The 17,435-nt window shown below is 40.5% G+C and carries 14 protein-coding genes and 1 pseudogene; 2 read left to right on the top strand and 13 right to left on the bottom strand.

Going from position 1 to position 17,435, the window contains the following annotated elements; genetic code table 11:
- Positions 1 to 40 precede the first annotated feature (40 nt).
- The 3 genes from AA0017_RS21800 to spoIIID all read right to left on the bottom strand — a co-directional run bounded on the left by AA0017_RS21800 (position 41) and on the right by spoIIID (position 2,332).
- Positions 41 to 868 (bottom strand): flagellar hook-basal body protein, encoded by an 828-nt coding sequence (locus AA0017_RS21800; RefSeq protein ID WP_413377977.1) that lies wholly within the window; start codon positions 866 to 868, stop codon positions 41 to 43.
- Positions 869 to 931: 63 nt separating this feature from the next.
- Complete coding sequence (locus AA0017_RS21795; protein WP_413377975.1) at positions 932 to 1,936, bottom strand: rod shape-determining protein; 1,005 nt, start codon at positions 1,934 to 1,936, stop codon at positions 932 to 934.
- A 108-nt stretch (positions 1,937 to 2,044) separates the two neighbouring features.
- On the bottom strand, positions 2,045 to 2,332 hold the full coding sequence (spoIIID, locus tag AA0017_RS21790) for a sporulation transcriptional regulator SpoIIID (protein ID WP_003320615.1): 288 nt from the start codon (positions 2,330 to 2,332) through the stop codon (positions 2,045 to 2,047).
- Between the two features lie 1,219 nt (positions 2,333 to 3,551).
- Here spoIIID and AA0017_RS21785 point away from each other — a divergent pair.
- Positions 3,552 to 3,962: pseudogene (locus AA0017_RS21785) on the top strand (nuclease-related domain-containing protein); the annotation flags it as partial.
- Between the two features lie 1,049 nt (positions 3,963 to 5,011).
- Here the strand turns inward: AA0017_RS21785 and AA0017_RS21780 are convergent.
- On the bottom strand, positions 5,012 to 5,947 hold the full coding sequence (locus tag AA0017_RS21780) for a peptidoglycan DD-metalloendopeptidase family protein (RefSeq protein WP_413377973.1): 936 nt from the start codon (positions 5,945 to 5,947) through the stop codon (positions 5,012 to 5,014).
- 204 nt (positions 5,948 to 6,151) lie between these two features.
- Between AA0017_RS21780 and AA0017_RS21775 the strand changes: the two genes are divergently transcribed.
- Complete coding sequence (locus tag AA0017_RS21775; RefSeq protein WP_413377971.1) at positions 6,152 to 6,709, top strand: dihydrofolate reductase family protein; 558 nt, start codon at positions 6,152 to 6,154, stop codon at positions 6,707 to 6,709.
- A gap of 101 nt (positions 6,710 to 6,810) precedes the next feature.
- Here AA0017_RS21775 and spoIID read toward each other — a convergent pair whose 3' ends face one another.
- From spoIID to atpA, 9 genes are all read right to left on the bottom strand, one after another.
- Positions 6,811 to 7,842: a stage II sporulation protein D gene (spoIID, locus tag AA0017_RS21770; RefSeq protein WP_413377969.1), complete on the bottom strand. Its 1,032-nt coding sequence runs from the start codon at positions 7,840 to 7,842 to the stop codon at positions 6,811 to 6,813.
- Between the two features lie 1,090 nt (positions 7,843 to 8,932).
- A complete protein-coding gene (murA, locus tag AA0017_RS21765; protein ID WP_413377967.1) occupies positions 8,933 to 10,252 on the bottom strand; it encodes a UDP-N-acetylglucosamine 1-carboxyvinyltransferase in 1,320 nt (439 codons plus the stop codon).
- A gap of 44 nt (positions 10,253 to 10,296) precedes the next feature.
- Positions 10,297 to 11,064 carry a YwmB family TATA-box binding protein gene (locus tag AA0017_RS21760; protein ID WP_413377965.1) on the bottom strand — a complete coding sequence of 256 codons (768 nt, stop codon included), beginning with the start codon at positions 11,062 to 11,064 and terminating at the stop codon, positions 10,297 to 10,299.
- Between the two features lie 109 nt (positions 11,065 to 11,173).
- Positions 11,174 to 11,407, bottom strand: coding sequence for a DUF1146 family protein (locus AA0017_RS21755; protein ID WP_413377964.1), 234 nt, complete (start codon positions 11,405 to 11,407; stop codon positions 11,174 to 11,176).
- Positions 11,408 to 12,249: 842 nt separating this feature from the next.
- Positions 12,250 to 12,414, bottom strand: coding sequence for a hypothetical protein (locus AA0017_RS21750; RefSeq protein WP_413377962.1), 165 nt, complete (start codon positions 12,412 to 12,414; stop codon positions 12,250 to 12,252).
- 510 nt (positions 12,415 to 12,924) lie between these two features.
- The gene (locus AA0017_RS21745; RefSeq protein WP_413377960.1) at positions 12,925 to 13,326 is read right to left on the bottom strand and encodes a F0F1 ATP synthase subunit epsilon; all 402 of its coding nucleotides are present in this window, start codon (positions 13,324 to 13,326) and stop codon (positions 12,925 to 12,927) included.
- Positions 13,327 to 13,434: 108 nt separating this feature from the next.
- Positions 13,435 to 14,847, bottom strand: coding sequence for a F0F1 ATP synthase subunit beta (gene atpD, locus AA0017_RS21740; protein WP_413377958.1), 1,413 nt, complete (start codon positions 14,845 to 14,847; stop codon positions 13,435 to 13,437).
- Between the two features lie 90 nt (positions 14,848 to 14,937).
- Complete coding sequence (gene atpG, locus AA0017_RS21735) at positions 14,938 to 15,804, bottom strand: ATP synthase F1 subunit gamma (RefSeq protein ID WP_413377956.1); 867 nt, start codon at positions 15,802 to 15,804, stop codon at positions 14,938 to 14,940.
- A 106-nt stretch (positions 15,805 to 15,910) separates the two neighbouring features.
- Positions 15,911 to 17,419 carry a F0F1 ATP synthase subunit alpha gene (atpA, locus tag AA0017_RS21730; RefSeq protein WP_413377953.1) on the bottom strand — a complete coding sequence of 503 codons (1,509 nt, stop codon included), beginning with the start codon at positions 17,417 to 17,419 and terminating at the stop codon, positions 15,911 to 15,913.
- Positions 17,420 to 17,435 lie beyond the last annotated feature (16 nt).

Below are 17,435 nucleotides of genomic sequence, written 5' to 3'. Positions count from 1 at the left end.
CTTTTTTAGAAAAGATAAATGCTTTTAATTTAGTTAAAAATTATCCGAGCCTTCCTATTTCGTTTACAGCTTTTTGTAAGCTTTGATCATACGCTTGTAACACACGCTGATTTGCTTCAAAAGCTCGGTAAGCACTCATCATTTCTGCCATGGTTTGAGTAGGATCGACATTTGATTTTTCCACAAAACCTTGTTGAATTTGATATGTGATGCCATCAACCCCAATTGCTTGTGGAAAGTCAGCTGCCTCTTCACCTGAAAAGTTAAGTAAACCGTTTCCTTCCCGAGTCAAGTCGAGCGGATTTTCGACGTAGACGATACCAAGTTGTCCGATAATATCTCCCTCATTTGAAAGAATGACTCCGTTCTCATTCACCGAAAAAGAAGTGTTTCCAACATCAAGGGCTTGTCCCTCTGTACCGAGAACACGGTGCCCACTAGATGTCGTCAACATTCCTTCACCATCAACTGTAAATTGCCCGTTTCTTGTATAACGAAGCGCACCATCATCACCTGTTACCGAAAAAAATAACCCACCTTGTGTGCCATTTTCCCCTTCAGGTAGCACCCCTTGTAACAGAGCAAGGTCAGTTGTGTTTCCGGTTTGATTTAAGTCACCTTGTTTAAAATTAGGAATATGCTCTTGTACATAAACGCCAGTGGCTAATTCACCGATCACTTTATTTTGATTAATCGGACCCGAGCTTGTATTCATCGCTGCTAGCATCATGGATGGAAACGCTCGGATCGTCGCTTGATCGGCTTTATATCCTGGTGTTTGTACATTTGCCAGATTATTCGTTAACATTTCTTGGCGCTGTTGTTGGGCAAGCATTCCAGCCGCTGCCCCGTACATTCCTCTTAGCATCGTCTACCTCCGTTTATCCTACTATTTAAAAGTCATTGTTACTTATATCGGTAGAAATGCGGATTATATTTGCACTTTTTTACTGGACATTTTATCTAGGTTTTCTAAAATTAAGCCCGTTCCTTTTGCCACACAATGCATTGGCTCTTCTGCTACAAGTACAGGTACTTTTAACTGGTCAGCAAGAAGCAAGTCAATTCCGTGTAATAATGCTCCACCACCAGTTAAAATAACGCCACGATCGATAATATCTGCTGATAGCTCTGGAGGAGTTTGCTCTAGAACTTGTTTGGAAGCTTGTACAATATAAGAAACAGATTCTTGTAAGGCCTCTTGAATTTCCTCTGAATTCACCGTAATCGTTCTCGGAAGTCCACTAACCATGTCACGTCCGCGAATATCGATTTCTTCATTACGTGCACCAGGAAATACTGTCGCTACTTCTTTTTTAATATTTTCAGCGGTTCTTTCACCGATTAATAACTTATATGTTTTCTTCACATAGTTCAAGATGTCTAAGTCAAAGCGATCGCCAGCTACTTTAATAGAAGAGGCGGTGACGATATCACCCATGGAAAGAACAGCAACATCCGTTGTTCCACCGCCTATATCTACAACCATATTACCGCTTGGTTGGAAAATATCCATGCCTGCACCGATTGCGGCTACTTTTGGTTCTTCTTCTAGGTAGACATTTTTTCCACCGCTTTTTTCTGCTGCTTCACGAATGGCCTTTTGCTCAACGGATGTAATGTTTGTTGGGCAACAAATCAGAATTCTTGGTTTAGAGAAAATACTTTTCATATTAATTTTGCTTAAAAAGTGCTTTAGCATTGATTCTGTTAATTCAAAGTTGGCAATCACTCCGTCTCTCATTGGACGAACAGCAACAATATTTCCTGGTGTACGGCCGACCATACGGAATGCTTCTTCTCCTACAGCAAGTACGCGCTTGGTGTTTGTTTCGACTGCTACAACTGATGGTTCATTTAATACAATTCCATTTCCTTTTACATAAATAAGTACATTGGCGGTTCCTAAATCAATCCCAATATCTCGACCAAACATGATTCTTTTTCCTCCCTGTTTTCCGAACATCGTATTTGAAATAAATACGAATTACCTAGTAATAAATTTTATCATAAAAGGCTTGGGCAGGGATAGCTTTTTCAAGAATTATTGTCTAGTTTTGACGACTTTTTCCTGTGAATCGTTTTGCGTTTTCTTATATTTAACTTTTGTCGCCTCACCACCTCTTAAATGGCGAATAGACTTGTGGTACTCAAGGATTTCCTTCACTTCGTTTGCTAAGTCAGGATTGATTTCTGGCAAACGCTCCGTCAAATCCTTGTGTACGGTACTTTTCGAGACCCCGAATTCTTTGGCTATCGTTCGAACCGTTTTTCGTGACTCGACTATATACCTGCCAATCTTGATAGTACGCTCTTTGATGTAATCGTGCACACGACTCGCCTCCCTAAATCTGTGTTAGTGATTGGTACAGTTTATTAAGCAGGCTAAAGAGATATACCACATTCTTCACAGGACAAGGTCTGTTTTTCATAATTTGCGTGATTTTTTTGCTTTAGGAGGTTGCTGGTAGTGAAGCCACATAGAAAACAGTTTGCTCTTTTAAATATGGTTACATTAATTAGCTTACTCCGCGGCTGAATCGGAGTCTCTGTTTACGGCTCTTATTTGTATTTGCTGGGTTTGGGATTTATTGCGGCTCTTTGATTTCTTTTCTGGCTTTTATTCGATGGCTTTGGGATTCATTGGGGCTCTTTAATTCCCTTTGCTGCTTTGATTTGATGGCTTCGGGATTCATTGCGGCTCTTTGATTCCCTTTGACGCTTTTATTTGCTGGCTTTGGGATTCATTGACGCTCTTTGATTCCCTTTCCGGCTTCTATTCGCTGGCTTTGGGATTCATTGCGGCTCTTTGATTCCCTTTCTGGCTTTGATTCGATGGCTTTCGGATTCATTGGGGCTCTTTGATTCCCTTTCTGGCTTTTATTCGCTGGCTTCGGGTTTCATTGACTCTCTTTGATTCCCTTTAACACTTTTATTCGCTGGCTTCGAGATTCATTGGCTCTCTTTGATTCCCTTTCCGGCTTTTATTCGCTGGCTTCGGGATTCATTGACTCTCTTTGATTCCCTTTAACACTTTTATTCGCTGGCTTCGGGCTTCATTGGCTCTCTTTGATTCCCTTTGACACTTCGATTCGATGGCTTCCGGCTTCATAGACGTCCTTTGATTCGCTGGCTTTGGGAAAACTAATGGTCTTTGGTTTTTCTAATAGAAAGCTGATGTTGATATTTTTTCAGTAGCCTCTCAACTACCACAAAACCCATTAAGAATAACGATTTCCACTCTTTCTAAAAATAAAAATATATTTCTTTGTTAGATAATCGCTCAAAACCACTAAACAAGCTTATTTTTTCACGGTAAAATAGTCTTACTTTTCAGATTAATAAATTGGTAAATTCATACTAAAGGAGGTGAAAATTTGATATAAAAGGAAAGGAAGGAATCGAAGCACTTGATTATTATGAGAAGTTTAAACAGTCGATTACCCAATTTATCTGAAAAGAATCGTCATCATTATCTTAGTATAAAAAAAGGTCATGAAGGCGAGCAACAATTTGACAAATGGAAGGCAAGGTGACTCCCAGATGATTGGCTTTATTTACATGATATTTCTTTAGAAGTAGGTCAGAGGTATTTTCAAAATGATTCTATTATTATCACTCCGTACTGTATTTACCTTTTTGAAGTGAAAAATTATAAAGGTGAATTCACAATCAATAATAATCGTTGGTACTCGTCGTCTAATGAAGAAATTAAAAGTCCAATTGCCCACCTTCAACGAAACGAATGCCTCATACGTCAATTTTTACAAAAACATCGATTAACTCCTCAGATACAATCATTTGTTGTTTTTATCCACCCAGAAACCTATTTATTTCAAGTCCCCCGAGATACACCAATCATCATTCATCCACAATTAACTCAACTGAAGAGCATACTTTTGAATGAAGAAAGAAAACAATTAAATATCACTCCTCAGAAACTTACCAAACATTACTTATAGAATCATTTAAGTAAAAAACCCTTATAGTCGTGTGCCTGAATATCAATTGCAACGGCTTAAAAAAGGTATCTTATGTAAAACATGCCATTCATTGAAGACGGTTTTAGTGAATAATTGTCAGGAAAAAGACGGGTCGCGATGCTGTATTAAGAAGTATTCTGGAATATCGAGAACTTTTTCCGAAGCTGAAAATTACAGACCTTCCGAACGAAAAAGCTGTACGCTATGGTAAAAGTAGCGTAGCCATATTTGCTAAATGCACTGGATATGGAGTGGTGATGGCACACCGCAATCTTGAAGGTTGGTCAAAACAGAAATGGACTGAGAACGTTTAGCCATTCAAGAATCCCACAGGCGATAGCCTGCTTGCCCATTTATGGATGGGAGTGTCAAATGAACATTATCATTTAATTCAGTTTGGATAGGTGCCTATTAGATGCCCAAAGGTCACACGAACTAATAGTTACACTTTTGATAAACCCCCTTCGTTATCTATGGCCTCCCTCACAATATTTTAAGAGTATAACACTTCCTCTTAACTTATTGCCTTCATGATCTCAATTAGGTGGGAGCCCTCCTCCTCCTTTTGATTGAGCCTTTCTTGTCTTACTACTCTTAGCCAAAGAGGGGCATGCTCTTTGGTTAAGCCTCTCTGTCAGACATGCTGTTGCGACTCTATTAAAACGTAGAAAGATGACGATTAGACATTCGTTTCCCGTTCAGCTATAACCTATTTTAATGTCTAAAACCTTCCATGCGCTCTCACCGTTATCATTATCTACCGACCCCATATTTATTATATAAATATAAAAAACCGCCCCGACATAATGATCGGAACGGCTTTGGTTGATATTATAAACTTTTTCCATAGGTTAACTTGGTTTAAGCCTTTTGATGGTCTCTAACAGCCACTTGAACTTAGCTGTTATGAAGATACGGGTCCTACTTAAATTTAAATGACCTTCCATCCTTGACTTCAATCCAGTGGTATCAAAACCACATTCATGCCGTGAACTTGCTTTTAACTCTGATGTTTTTTTGTTTCAAAATTACATAAGTAGAGTTACGTTTCCAATAGACTCAACGGCTTCTTCACCATCAGCTTCTTCGCCATCAGTGTCTTCTGCACCGTCTTCTTCTTTATCACTGTCTTCGTCTTCTTTGTCGGCAGGATCTTCTGTGTCATTTGGTGTATTTTCTGTTGGTTGTTCTGAACCTTCTGCAGGCTCTTCTTCTTTTCCATCCTTATCATCAGCTTCTTTTCCGTCCTCATCTGATTGGACTACTTCAAAGATTGCATCGATTGGTTGTTGGAAAAGCTCTGTTGGATTGACTTGGACACCATCATATCTAAGCTCAAAGTGAACGTGTACGCCTGCATCCTTATTGTATTCATTTCTTCCAGCTTGTCCTAAGATATCACCTTGATTAACTGTATCACCAACAGTGACGTCTAAATTTGCTAAACTATGGTAGTACGTCACAAGGCCATCCTTATGATTTAATTCAACGACATAACCAAAAATAGGTTGTTTTTCAGCTTTAATTACGGTTCCTGTTAAGGCTGCTGTTACATCAAATGAATCTTCTGCACCAGGCATTGCATAATCCAATCCGAAGTTTTGGTGGAATGAACTATTATAGCTTACTAGTGCGGCTTGCTTTTCTTCTGATGTTCCATTGTGGTCATAAAAGAATCCTACTAGCTCAACTTCTGACTCATCTGCTGGCATCTTTAACACTTCGTTTGATACAGCGGCTTCAACAGCTTCTTCATCATAGACAAAACTAGGGTCGTTAATTTCTACTTCTCCATCTGGATTAGTAGATTCCTCTTGACCATTTAGAATAAAGACTGCACTTAGAATACCGGCTGCTACAACTAGATAAAGAGCAGGAGCGACCCAACGTTTACGCATTAGACGCTTTACTTGTACACTTAATGTTTTTTCTTCTGAAGAACGTTTATTTTCGTCTTCTCTCATTGTTTCATCACCTCAGCAATCAGTCTGATCAGATTAAGAGGTTTGTATACATCTTTCAAAAAATTTTTTCGATTATTTTTCGACAAAAGGAAGATTTTTATGCATTTTTAATAAAAAAAGGCCTTCAAGCCCGCTACAAAAAGGATTTACTCAGGCCCATAAAGAATAATAAATGGATAACTTTTATAAAAAGGAGCGGTGCATATGAGGAAAATACTCGCTCAAGTAATGGTCAGTCTAGATGGCTATATAGAAGATTCTAAGAATAAGATAGATTGGCATGTGGTCGATTCGGAATATCATTCATACAGTCTAGAGCTTTTAAAATCAGCTGATTATCTTGTCTTCGGTCGGAAAACATATGAACATATGGCTGCCTTTTGGCCAACACCCATGACAGAAAATCTATTCCCAGAAACGGCAAAACAAATGAACGAGACACAAAAGATAGTCATCTCTTCCACATTAAAGGAGGCCAATTGGAAATCTACTGAACTGATTAATCAAGATGTCGCCTCTTATTTTCAAGAGCTAAAGAAAGAATCAAACAACAAAAATATCGTCATTTTATCCAGTTCCGTTCTTTCTGATTATCTATTAAAACAAAAGCTGATTGATGAATTTCATATTATCGTCAATCCTGTTTTACTCGGAGGAGGCACACCCTATTTTAAAAAATCTACTGCTAAATTACGTTTAGTGGAAACCCACTCGTTTTTATCAGGAAATGTGCGGCTTCGTTATGCACCTATTTACAAATAAATAGTAGGCACCGATATTTTCCTGTCGCTCTTACCCTTCTTCAGCTGTAAAAAAAGCTCCACCGTCAGAGTTAACTAACGGTGAAGCTGCTGCTCTTTTTATTATGAATTTTTCGCGACGTATTGTTCTACAAAAGGTTTTGTCGATTGAATCGTGACATCCTTATAATAGTAATGGACGATTTCTTCATATGTTTTTCCTTCTAGCGCCATTCCATTAGCACCATATTGACTCATGCCAACGCCATGACCCCAGCCACGTGTTTGAATAATAATTTCATCGCCTTGCCTTTGCCATTGGAAATCAGATGAATCCAGTCCTAATTCATCGCGAATGACTCGACCACTAATCTCTTTTCCATTAATTTGAGCCTTCGCAACTCGACCTCCATCAGTTCTCGAAACAATCGTGCCAACGGTTCCATCCGCTGGTAAACTCACTTTTAATTTGCTTTCAAATTCCGTAGCATTCATTGTTTTTACTCCACTAAACCTTGGTGATTCTTGGTCCCATGGACTCGTTACACTTTTTAAATATGGCGTTTCATTTCCCCAATAATCCTCTGAATTTTCAGTGTATCCATTACTTGTGGAAAAAAATTGGGCATCAATTGGTTGGTCATCATACGTTAAAATCTCTCCCTTTGTTGCTAAGACTGCTTCTCGTACTTTTGCATAGTTCTGTTCAAAATCGGCTCCCCATTTTTCTTTTAGCTGTTCGTTATCTTGATATACTTGATGGTTCGTCGTGTCCGTCACCACTGCCCCTTCAGGAAAGTCAAAGTGCTCCTCATTCATCATATACTGAAGGACATAGGTTCTCGCTGCCAATGACTGAGCTTTTAATGCCTCGACTTCAAAGGACGCATGCATTTCTGAGCCAACCACTCCAATGACGTACTCTTCAAGCGGAATTTGTTCAACGGTTGTCGTCTGATTTCGATAAACAGCTACGGTGACATCATCTTCTGTTCGATATTCTTCGTTTGACTCTGTTGAGGGAGCTGGATTTGCTGCTACTTCTGTTGATTGAACTTGTTCACTGGTTGACGATGACCCTAGTAAAACAAGCATCGTCGGAATAAATAAGACTACAGTACATAGAATAATCCCCGTTATCAATAACCGTCTCATATCTAAACTCCTTCATTAAGTATCTCTCTACATGTACTATATGATGCTCTCTCAAAAGATAGAACATGATTTACTAGAGTTAAAAGATCACTTTTTAGAACAAAAAAATAAAGATAAAAAGTGTAAATTTGCAGAAAAAATACGAATTAAGTCGATAGCTTGACTCATACACAGCCTATCCAAGACAAGCCGAAAATAAAAGTGAAATTTTGATTGATTTTAGAGCTGGAAAGGCAATCATAAGAGAGCAATGATGTCAAAAGCAATTCAATCAGGGCCGCTATGGCAATCATTGACCCTCTATGATGTCATATGCACTCGATTCAGGGCGGCTACGGCAATCATTCAGCCCCTATGATTCCAATTGCATTCGATTCAGAGACGCTTTGGCAATCATTGAGCCCCTATGATGTCATATGCACTTGATTCAGAGTCGCTTTGGCAATCATTCAGCCCCTATGATTCCAATTGCATTCGATTCAGAGACGCTTTGGCAATCATTGACCTTCTATGATGTCATATGCGCTTGATTCAGAGCGGCTACGGCAATCATTGACCTTCTATGATGTCATATGCACTCGATTCAGAGACGCTTTGGCAATCAGTGAGCCCCTATGATGTCATATGCACTTGATTCAGAGTCGCTTTGGCAATCATTGACCTTCTATGATGTCATATGCACTCGATTCAGAGACGCTTTGGCAATCATTGACCTTCTATGATGTCATATGCATTCGATTCAGGGCGGCTATGGCAATCATTGATCCCCTATGATTCCTAATGCACTCGAATCAAGGCCGCTATGGCAATCATTGACCTTCTATGATTCCTAATGCATTCGATTCAGAGACGCTATGGCAATCAGTGACCTTCTATGATTCCTAATGCACTCGATTCAGAGACGCTTTGGCAATCAGTGACCTTCTATGATTCCTAATGCACTTGATTCAGAGACGCTATGGCAATCATTGAGCCCCTATGGCTTCAGTTACTCCTCTTGCTTATAACTTTATCCCCTAACCAAAAAAACACGATAGGAATCACCTTATCGTGTTTTAAATAAATGCTTATTTAATTTTTTTCACTTAGGTTAGACTAAGTTTGTTTTGGCTTCAACGGCCGTATTGGTTTCTGGTGTTGTTGTTTCGGCTTCGTCGTTGTAGCGTTCGACATTGGCTCCTAAGCCTTGAAGTTTGCCTGTTAAGTCGACATATCCGCGGTCGATGTGTTTTAGTTCTGTGACGCGTGTAACTCCGTCTGCAACGAGTCCAGCGATAACTAAAGCAGCACCGGCACGTAAGTCTGTTGCGGCAACTTCTGCTCCTTGTAAAGAGTTTGGCCCTGTGATGATCGCCGCACGGCCTTCGATTTTGATGTTGCCGTTCATACGACGGAATTCTTCTACGTGCATGAAGCGATTTTCAAAAACCGTTTCTGTGATCACGCCTGTTCCTTCCGCTTTTAAAAATAAAGCCATCATTTGTGCTTGCATATCTGTTGGGAAACCTGGATGTGGCATTGTTTTTAAGTCCACAGCCTTTAATTTTTCAGGCCCGATGATACGAAGTCCTGTTGGTTCCTCAATGATTTGAACATCCATTTCTTGCATTTTTGCAATAAGTGGACGTAAATGCTCGCTTACGGCTCCTTCGACAAGAACATTTCCACCAGTAATCGCAGCTGCCACCATAAATGTTCCAGCTTCAATACGGTCAGGGATCACTGTGTGCTTGGCACCATCTAAAGAATCAACACCTTCAATGCGGATGACACCTGTTCCTGCACCACGTACTTTAGCTCCCATCGAATTTAAATAGTTCGCTAAACAAACGATTTCTGGCTCTTCTGCAGCATTTTCTAGAATTGTTGTTCCTTCTGCTAAGGCAGCGGCCATCATAATGTTTTCAGTTGCTCCCACACTTGGGAAGTCTAAATAAATTTTTGTACCTTGAAGACGGCCGTCAATGCGAGCTTCGATAAAGCCGTTTCCAATTTCAACGACTGCTCCCATCGCTTCGAACCCTTTTAAATGTTGATCAATTGGTCTTGATCCAATCGCACAGCCACCTGGTAAAGCGATACGAGCTTTTCCAACGCGAGCTAAAAGTGGACCCATTACTAAGAATGAAGCACGCATTTTTCGAACGTATTCAAAAGGTGCCTCTGTCTTTAATGTTTTTTCGGCATTTACTTTAAAAATGCCATCCGTGTAATCAACGTCAATGTTTAAATTACGTAAAACCTCTTGCATTGTGTATACATCAGCCAATGAAGGCACATCATAAATATGGCTCGTGCCGCGGCCAGCTAAAATCGATGCAGCAATCACAGGTAACACAGCGTTTTTGGCACCAGATACTTTTACTGTACCATTTAGCTTGTTGCCACCGTGGACAATAATTTTTTCCAACGTATTCCCCTCCGCGTCTAGAAATTATGGTCTCTTCTATATTATCAATATTCAGTCGTAATAATAGGCGTTCCTATTGTCACAGTCGTCCTAGAGCCCAATCCTTGTTCTTGTCTAATCGCGAGCTGAAGATTCATCTCCTCACCGTTGGTTAAAATGGCTTGTTCCCAGTCCTCTAAATAGGCAGAAAAAGAAACAAATGATTCTTCTTCTAATGCTTCAACCTGTTTAGCATCAAGGGATTCAAGCAATTCCGTCGCAAAGTGAGACAAGCTCTGATGATTATCAAGATACGATTGGTCCTCTGAAGTTTTAAGTTGTGTATAAATTGCAGATTGATCAAGTGAGAAAGAATCAATTCTTTTGTTAACTAACGGTTCCAGCTGTTGTGATGCGAGAGTGTGTAGAGAGGAGCCCTGAAGTTTATATGTGTGCGATAGACGATACTGCCCATTTTCTGGATATGCAAAGACGGTTAAAGATTCTTGAACATCCATTTCTGGGTTTTGATTCGTAAGGGTTGCTTTCCATTCTTGTGCAGAATCGTCAACATCCGTTACTTGCCAATCATCTAAATCACTGCTCATCATATGTACATGTTGTCTGAATGATTCTTGATTTGTAATCAAACCTTGCTCTTCCCTTGCTAAGATTTGCCACTCATGAATGTCCCATTTTTTGTCTTCAGCTAAAGATACAAGTTCATTAGCTGCTGCCACAAATGAATGACCCCCTAAAGAATTCGCAAAAAAATGTACGATAACGAGCCCGAACACAATTATAACTAAAAAGAAACTTTTCCCCAATTTCATGTATAATTCCCCTCTCGTAAAAACTCTTTACTAACATTTTTACCAGAGAAAAGGTGAGCATACATGGAAGTTGTAGTCACTTTTCGACATGTTCAGTTGCTATAGCGAGTTACCATAGGTAGCGTAACATTTGAGATGAGTTTAAGTAATCCAGGAAAAAATTTGTTAATAAATGGGCGAGGGCAAACGTTAATAACACTTGTAATACCTTTGCTCTTGTCCCTTTTGGGTCTCGAAGAAAGACATCAAATCGAACGGCCTGCAATGCCCACCATGTTAATGCCAGGAAAAAGACATTCACCATGATATGTATGAGTGCCAGTTGTCCAAAATCATCAAACATGGATTATAACTCCTTTTCTACTTATTCATCCAAAAATCGACAAAATGCAACCAGTCGATTACTCAATAAATGTTTCCATTAACTAAAAACAATCCAATTCTCATCATATCTTATCTTGAAAAAAAAATCTACAGAGTAAATATGGAATTATATAGTTGTACAGACCTATTTTTTTAGGAAGTTGTGACAAAAATGAAAACATTTCATCTTAGCAACATTTTTAGGAGCATTTCACTTATAATCTGTACCCGCAAATATTCATCTTTAATCATCTAATTAAAAATCCACCTAATTATAAGACGTTCAATATCAAAAAAAGTTTCGTTTTTTATTAAAAATTTTTGTTTTGCTGTTTCAAAGCTGGGTATTGGTAAAGAACAAATCGGTTGCTGAAAATGGAGTTTTAGTGTTAGGTTGGGTGAGGCAATTTCTTGAGGGCTCTTGATTTCCTTTGTGGCTTTGATTTGCTGGCTTTGGGCTTCATTGACGAGCTTTGATTCCCTTTGCGGCTCTGATTTGCTGGCTTCGGGCTTCATTGACGGCCTTTGATTCCCTTTGTGGCTCTGGTTTGCTGGCTTCGGGCTTCATTGCGGCTCTTTGATTCCCTTTGCGGCTCTGATTTGCTGGCTTCGGGCTTCATTGACGGCCTTTGATTCCCTTTGTGGCTTTTATTTGCTGGCTTTGGGCTTCATTGGCGGTCTTTGATTCCCTTGCGGCTTTGATTCGATTGCTTTCGGCTTCATTGGCAGCCTTTGATTCCTTTTGCTCTCTGATTCACTGGCTTTGGGATTCATTGCGGCTCTTTGATTCCCTTTGCGGCTCTTATTTGCTGGCTTCGGGCTTCATTGACGGCCTTTGATTCCCTTTGTGGCTCTGGTTTGCTGGCTTTTGGATTCATTGGCGGTCTTTGATTCCCTTTGTGACTTTGATTTGCTGGCTTTTGGATTCATTGCGGCTCTTTGATTCCCTTGCGGCTCTGATTCAATCGCTTCGGGCTTCATTGACATCCTTTGATTCCCTTTGCGGCTCTGATTCAATCGCTTCGGGATTCATTGACGGCCTTTGATTCCCTTTGTGGCTTTTATTTGCTGGCTTCGGGCTTCATTGGCGGCCTTTGATTCCCTTTGCGGCTCTGATTCAATCGCTTCGGGCTTCATTGGCGGCCTTTGATTCCCTTTGTGGCTCTGATTCAATCGCTTCGGGCTTCATTGGCGGCCTTTGATTCCCTTTGTGGCTTTTATTTGCTGGCTTCGGGCTTCATTGACGGCTTTTGATTCCCTTTGCGGCTCTGATTCACTTGCTTTGGGATTCATTGCGGCTCTTTGATTCCCTTTGCGGCTCTTATTCAATCACTTCTGACATCATTGACGACCTATGATTCCCTTCCTGGCTTTTATTCAACTGCTTCGGGCTTCATTAGAGGCGTTTCGACAAATGACAGGCACCTGTCGAACAACGCTCACATACGAAAAAAAGAGAATAGGATGTCTTGGCATCCTACTCCCTTTTTGATTTGATTATTTACCTGATACATCCAAGCGGTTCATGGCACGTTTTAAGGCAAGTTGAGCGCGTTTTGAATCGGTTTGTTCTTGTCTAACCTCTTCTAGACGCTTCTCTGCACGTTCCTTCGCTTGTGTTGCACGGTCTACATCGATATCTGAAGGCAATTCCGCAGCCTCTGCTAAAATCGTTACTTGGTCAGGACGAACTTCGACGAAGCCACCACTTACTGCAACTTTTTCAACAGTTGAGCCGTTTTTTAAGCGTACTGCTCCGATTGTTAATGGAGCAACTAATGGGATATGTTTAGGTAAAATACCGAGCTCGCCGTCAACCGTACGAACACTTACCATATCGACATCGCCATCATACACTTTGCCATCAGGAGTTACGACATTCACATTAATAGTTGGCATGTAAAAACCCTCCTTAATAGCAATACGGGTTTTGAAATTTGTCTCCTCAAAAATTTATGAGGAGAGCTAGCGGGGACTAGCCACCACTAGCTTATTAATCAACGGATATTAAGCCATTTCCTTTGCTTTTTCCACAACTTCTTCAATACGTCCAACTAGACGGAACGCATCTTCTGGAAGGTTATCGTACTTACCTTCAAGAATTTCTTTGAAGCCTTTAACCGTTTCTTTAACCGGTACATAAGATCCTTTTTGGCCAGTAAATTGCTCAGCCACGTGGAAGTTTTGCGATAAGAAGAATTGAATACGACGTGCACGGGCAACGATTTGTTTCTCTTCTTCTGAAAGCTCATCCATACCAAGGATTGCGATAATATCTTGAAGCTCATTGTACTTTTGTAGTGTTTGCTGTACTTGACGAGCAATTGCATAATGCTCTTCTCCGACAACTTCTGGAGAAAGGGCACGAGATGTAGAAGCTAATGGATCCACGGCTGGGTAAATACCCATCTCAGATAACTTACGCTCTAAGTTTGTTGTTGCATCTAAGTGAGCGAAAGTTGTTGCTGGAGCCGGATCCGTATAGTCATCGGCTGGTACATAAATCGCTTGGATTGATGTAACAGAACCGACTTTAGTAGATGTGATACGCTCTTGTAATTGACCCATTTCCGTTGCAAGTGTTGGTTGGTAACCAACGGCAGATGGCATACGACCAAGTAGGGCCGAAACCTCTGAACCAGCTTGTGTAAAGCGGAAGATGTTATCGATGAATAAAAGAACGTCTTGTCCATCTTTATCACGGAAATGCTCAGCCATTGTTAAGCCAGAAAGGGCAACACGCATACGCGCACCAGGTGGCTCGTTCATTTGACCGAATACCATTGCCGTTTTCTTAATAACGCCTGAATCTGTCATTTCATGGAAAAGGTCATTTCCTTCACGAGTACGCTCTCCTACACCGGCGAATACAGAGATACCACCGTGCTCTTGAGCGATGTTGTTAATAAGTTCTTGGATAAGAACGGTTTTACCTACTCCCGCTCCTCCAAATAGTCCGATTTTACCACCTTTGATATAAGGAGCTAGTAAGTCTACAACTTTAATTCCTGTCTCAAGGATTTCTTTACCTGTAGAAAGCTCATCAAACTTAGGTGCTTCACGGTGAATTGGAGCACGCGTAGCATCAGCTGGAATTGGGTCTGCTAAGTCGATTGCTTCACCTAATACGTTAAATACGCGACCTAATGTCACGTCTCCAACTGGCACAGTAATCGCGTCGCCTGTATCAACCGCTTCTGTTCCACGAACAAGTCCGTCTGTAGAAGACATCGCAACTGTACGAACAGTGTCGTCACCTAGGTGCAAGGCTACTTCTAATGTTACATTAACATCAACTGCATTTATGCTCGCGCCACGTTGTTCAACGCGTAATGCATTATTGAGTTCAGGTAACTGTCCACTGTTAAACTTTACGTCAACAACTGGACCCATTACTTGAGTAATGCGACCTGTATTCATTTATTTCCCTCCTATTGGCTATCAACTACTTTGATAAACACTTATAAAGTAGTCTATTGACCGTATCATCAATTGATTTGCGTTCCGATATTATTCTAATGCAGCTGCTCCGCCGACGATTTCCGTAATCTCTTGCGTAATCGCTGCTTGTCTTAAACGGTTATATGTTAATGTCAACTCATCAATTAAGCTTGAAGCGTTATCCGTTGCCGCACTCATTGCTGTCATACGAGCACCGAATTCACTAGCTTTGGCATCAAGTAATGCACCGTAAATTAAGCTTTCCGCATATTGTGGAAGAAGCACTTCTAAAATAGCTGCCTCAGATGGCTCATACACGTATTCACTACTTGCACCTTTAGCTCCATCTGTCCCGATATCCGATAATGGTAAAAGCTTTTTCTCCGTTACATCTTGTTTGATTGGATTGACAAAGTGGTTGTACCATACATATAACTCATCAAAAATGCCGTCTGCAAACATTTCAACTGTTGTACGAGCCACATTTTTAATATCATTAAATTCAGGTTGATCGGGTAGACCGGTTAACTCCTGAACGATTGGAAGATTACGTTTTTTAAACAAGTCACGACCGATACGACCTAAGACAATGATTGCATACTCATCTGGTGATGTGTGACGCTCTTCAATTGTTTTAAGCAAATCACGAACGAGGTTACTATTATAACCACCCGCAAGACCTGTATCAGAAGTCATTACGACATAACCAGTCTTCTTAACGGGGCGAGTTTGAAGCATTGGGTGTGATACTTCTGTATTAGAAGCAGCAATACCAGATACAATCTCGTGAATTTTATCCGTATAAGGTTGGAAGGCTTGTGCTTTATTTTGAGCACGGTTTAGCTTTGCAGCTGAAACCATTTGCATCGCCTTCGTAATTTGTTTTGTCTTTTGAGTAGACGTCTTGCGTGCTTTTATATCACGTAATGAAGCCACTTGTTTCACCACCTTTTTTGCAAAACTATTCCATCCATTTCACAATGAATGCCGAACAATTTATATAGAAGTTAGGTCCCGATCACTCGGGAACCTTAAACTTCAATTATTTACTTACAGTGAAGCCTTTTTTGAATTCATTGATCGCTGCCACTAAGTCAGCATCCTCAGGTAATCCACCTGTTGTACGGATGTGATCAAATAATTCTTTTTTGTTATGGTCGATGAAAGTGAACAACTCTGATTCAAAGCGTAAAACATCAGCCACTGGGATATCATCCAAGAAACCTTTTGTTAAGGCATAAAGAATCACAACTTGTTTTTCAACTGAAAGTGGCTTGTGTAAGTCTTGTTTTAAAATCTCAACTGTACGTTGACCACGATTTAATTTTGCTTGTGTCGCTTTATCAAGGTCTGAACCAAATTGAGAGAACGCTTCTAGTTCACGGTAAGCAGCTAAGTCAAGACGTAGTGTACCGGCAACCTTCTTCATCGCTTTAATTTGGGCAGAACCCCCAACACGTGATACCGATAAACCGGCATTAACGGCTGGACGTACACCTGAGTAGAATAAATCAGATTGTAAGAAAATTTGTCCATCAGTGATGGAAATAACGTTTGTTGGAATGTAAGCAGATACGTCACCAGCTTGTGTTTCAATGAAAGGTAAAGCTGTGATCGAACCACCACCTAAATCATCGTTTAATTTCGCTGCACGCTCAAGTAAACGTGAATGTAAGTAGAATACATCCCCTGGGAACGCCTCACGACCTGGAGGACGACGAAGTAATAATGAAAGCTCACGATAAGCAGATGCTTGTTTAGTTAAATCATCATAGATAACTAAAACATGCTTTCCGTTATACATGAACTCCTCACCCATTGTTACCCCTGCATACGGTGCTAAGAATAACATTGGAGCTGGATCTGATGCACTCGCTGATACAACGATTGTGTAATCTAGAGCACCTTTTTGACGAAGTGTCTCTACAACACCTGCAACTGTTGATTCTTTTTGACCAATAGCGACATAAATACAAATCATATTTTGGTCGGCTTGGTTTAAGATTGTATCAATTGCAATCGCTGTTTTACCCGTTTGACGGTCCCCGATGATTAACTCACGTTGACCACGGCCAATTGGTACCATTGCATCAATAGACTTAATTCCTGTTTGTAATGGTTCGTGAACGGATTTACGAGCCATTACACCAGGTGCTTGTGCTTCGATTGGACGTGTTTTTGTCGTATTTACTGGACCTAAACCATCGATAGGTTGTCCTAGTGAGTTTACGACACGACCTAATAATTCTTCCCCTACTGGCACTTCCATGATACGACCTGTACGTTTTACTTCGTCACCTTCACGAATGCCACGGTAAGGTCCTAAAATGATAATCCCGATATTGTTTTCCTCAAGGTTCTGAGCCATTCCCATTACACCAGTTGAGAATTCGAGTAATTCACCCGCCATAACATTCTCAAGGCCATGAGCAAGTGCGATACCGTCACCGACACGGATAACTGTACCTACATCTTGTACTTGAACATCAGATTCAAAATTCTCAATCTGCTGTTTAATTAGAGAGCTAATTTCCTCTGGTTTGATGCTCATATCATTCACCCCTATC

This window comes from Alkalihalobacillus phoenicis, assembly GCF_047302405.1.
Classification (GTDB): domain Bacteria; phylum Bacillota; class Bacilli; order Bacillales; family Bacillaceae_D; genus Alkalihalobacillus.
This window is presented reverse-complemented; position numbering and strand designations above follow the sequence as displayed.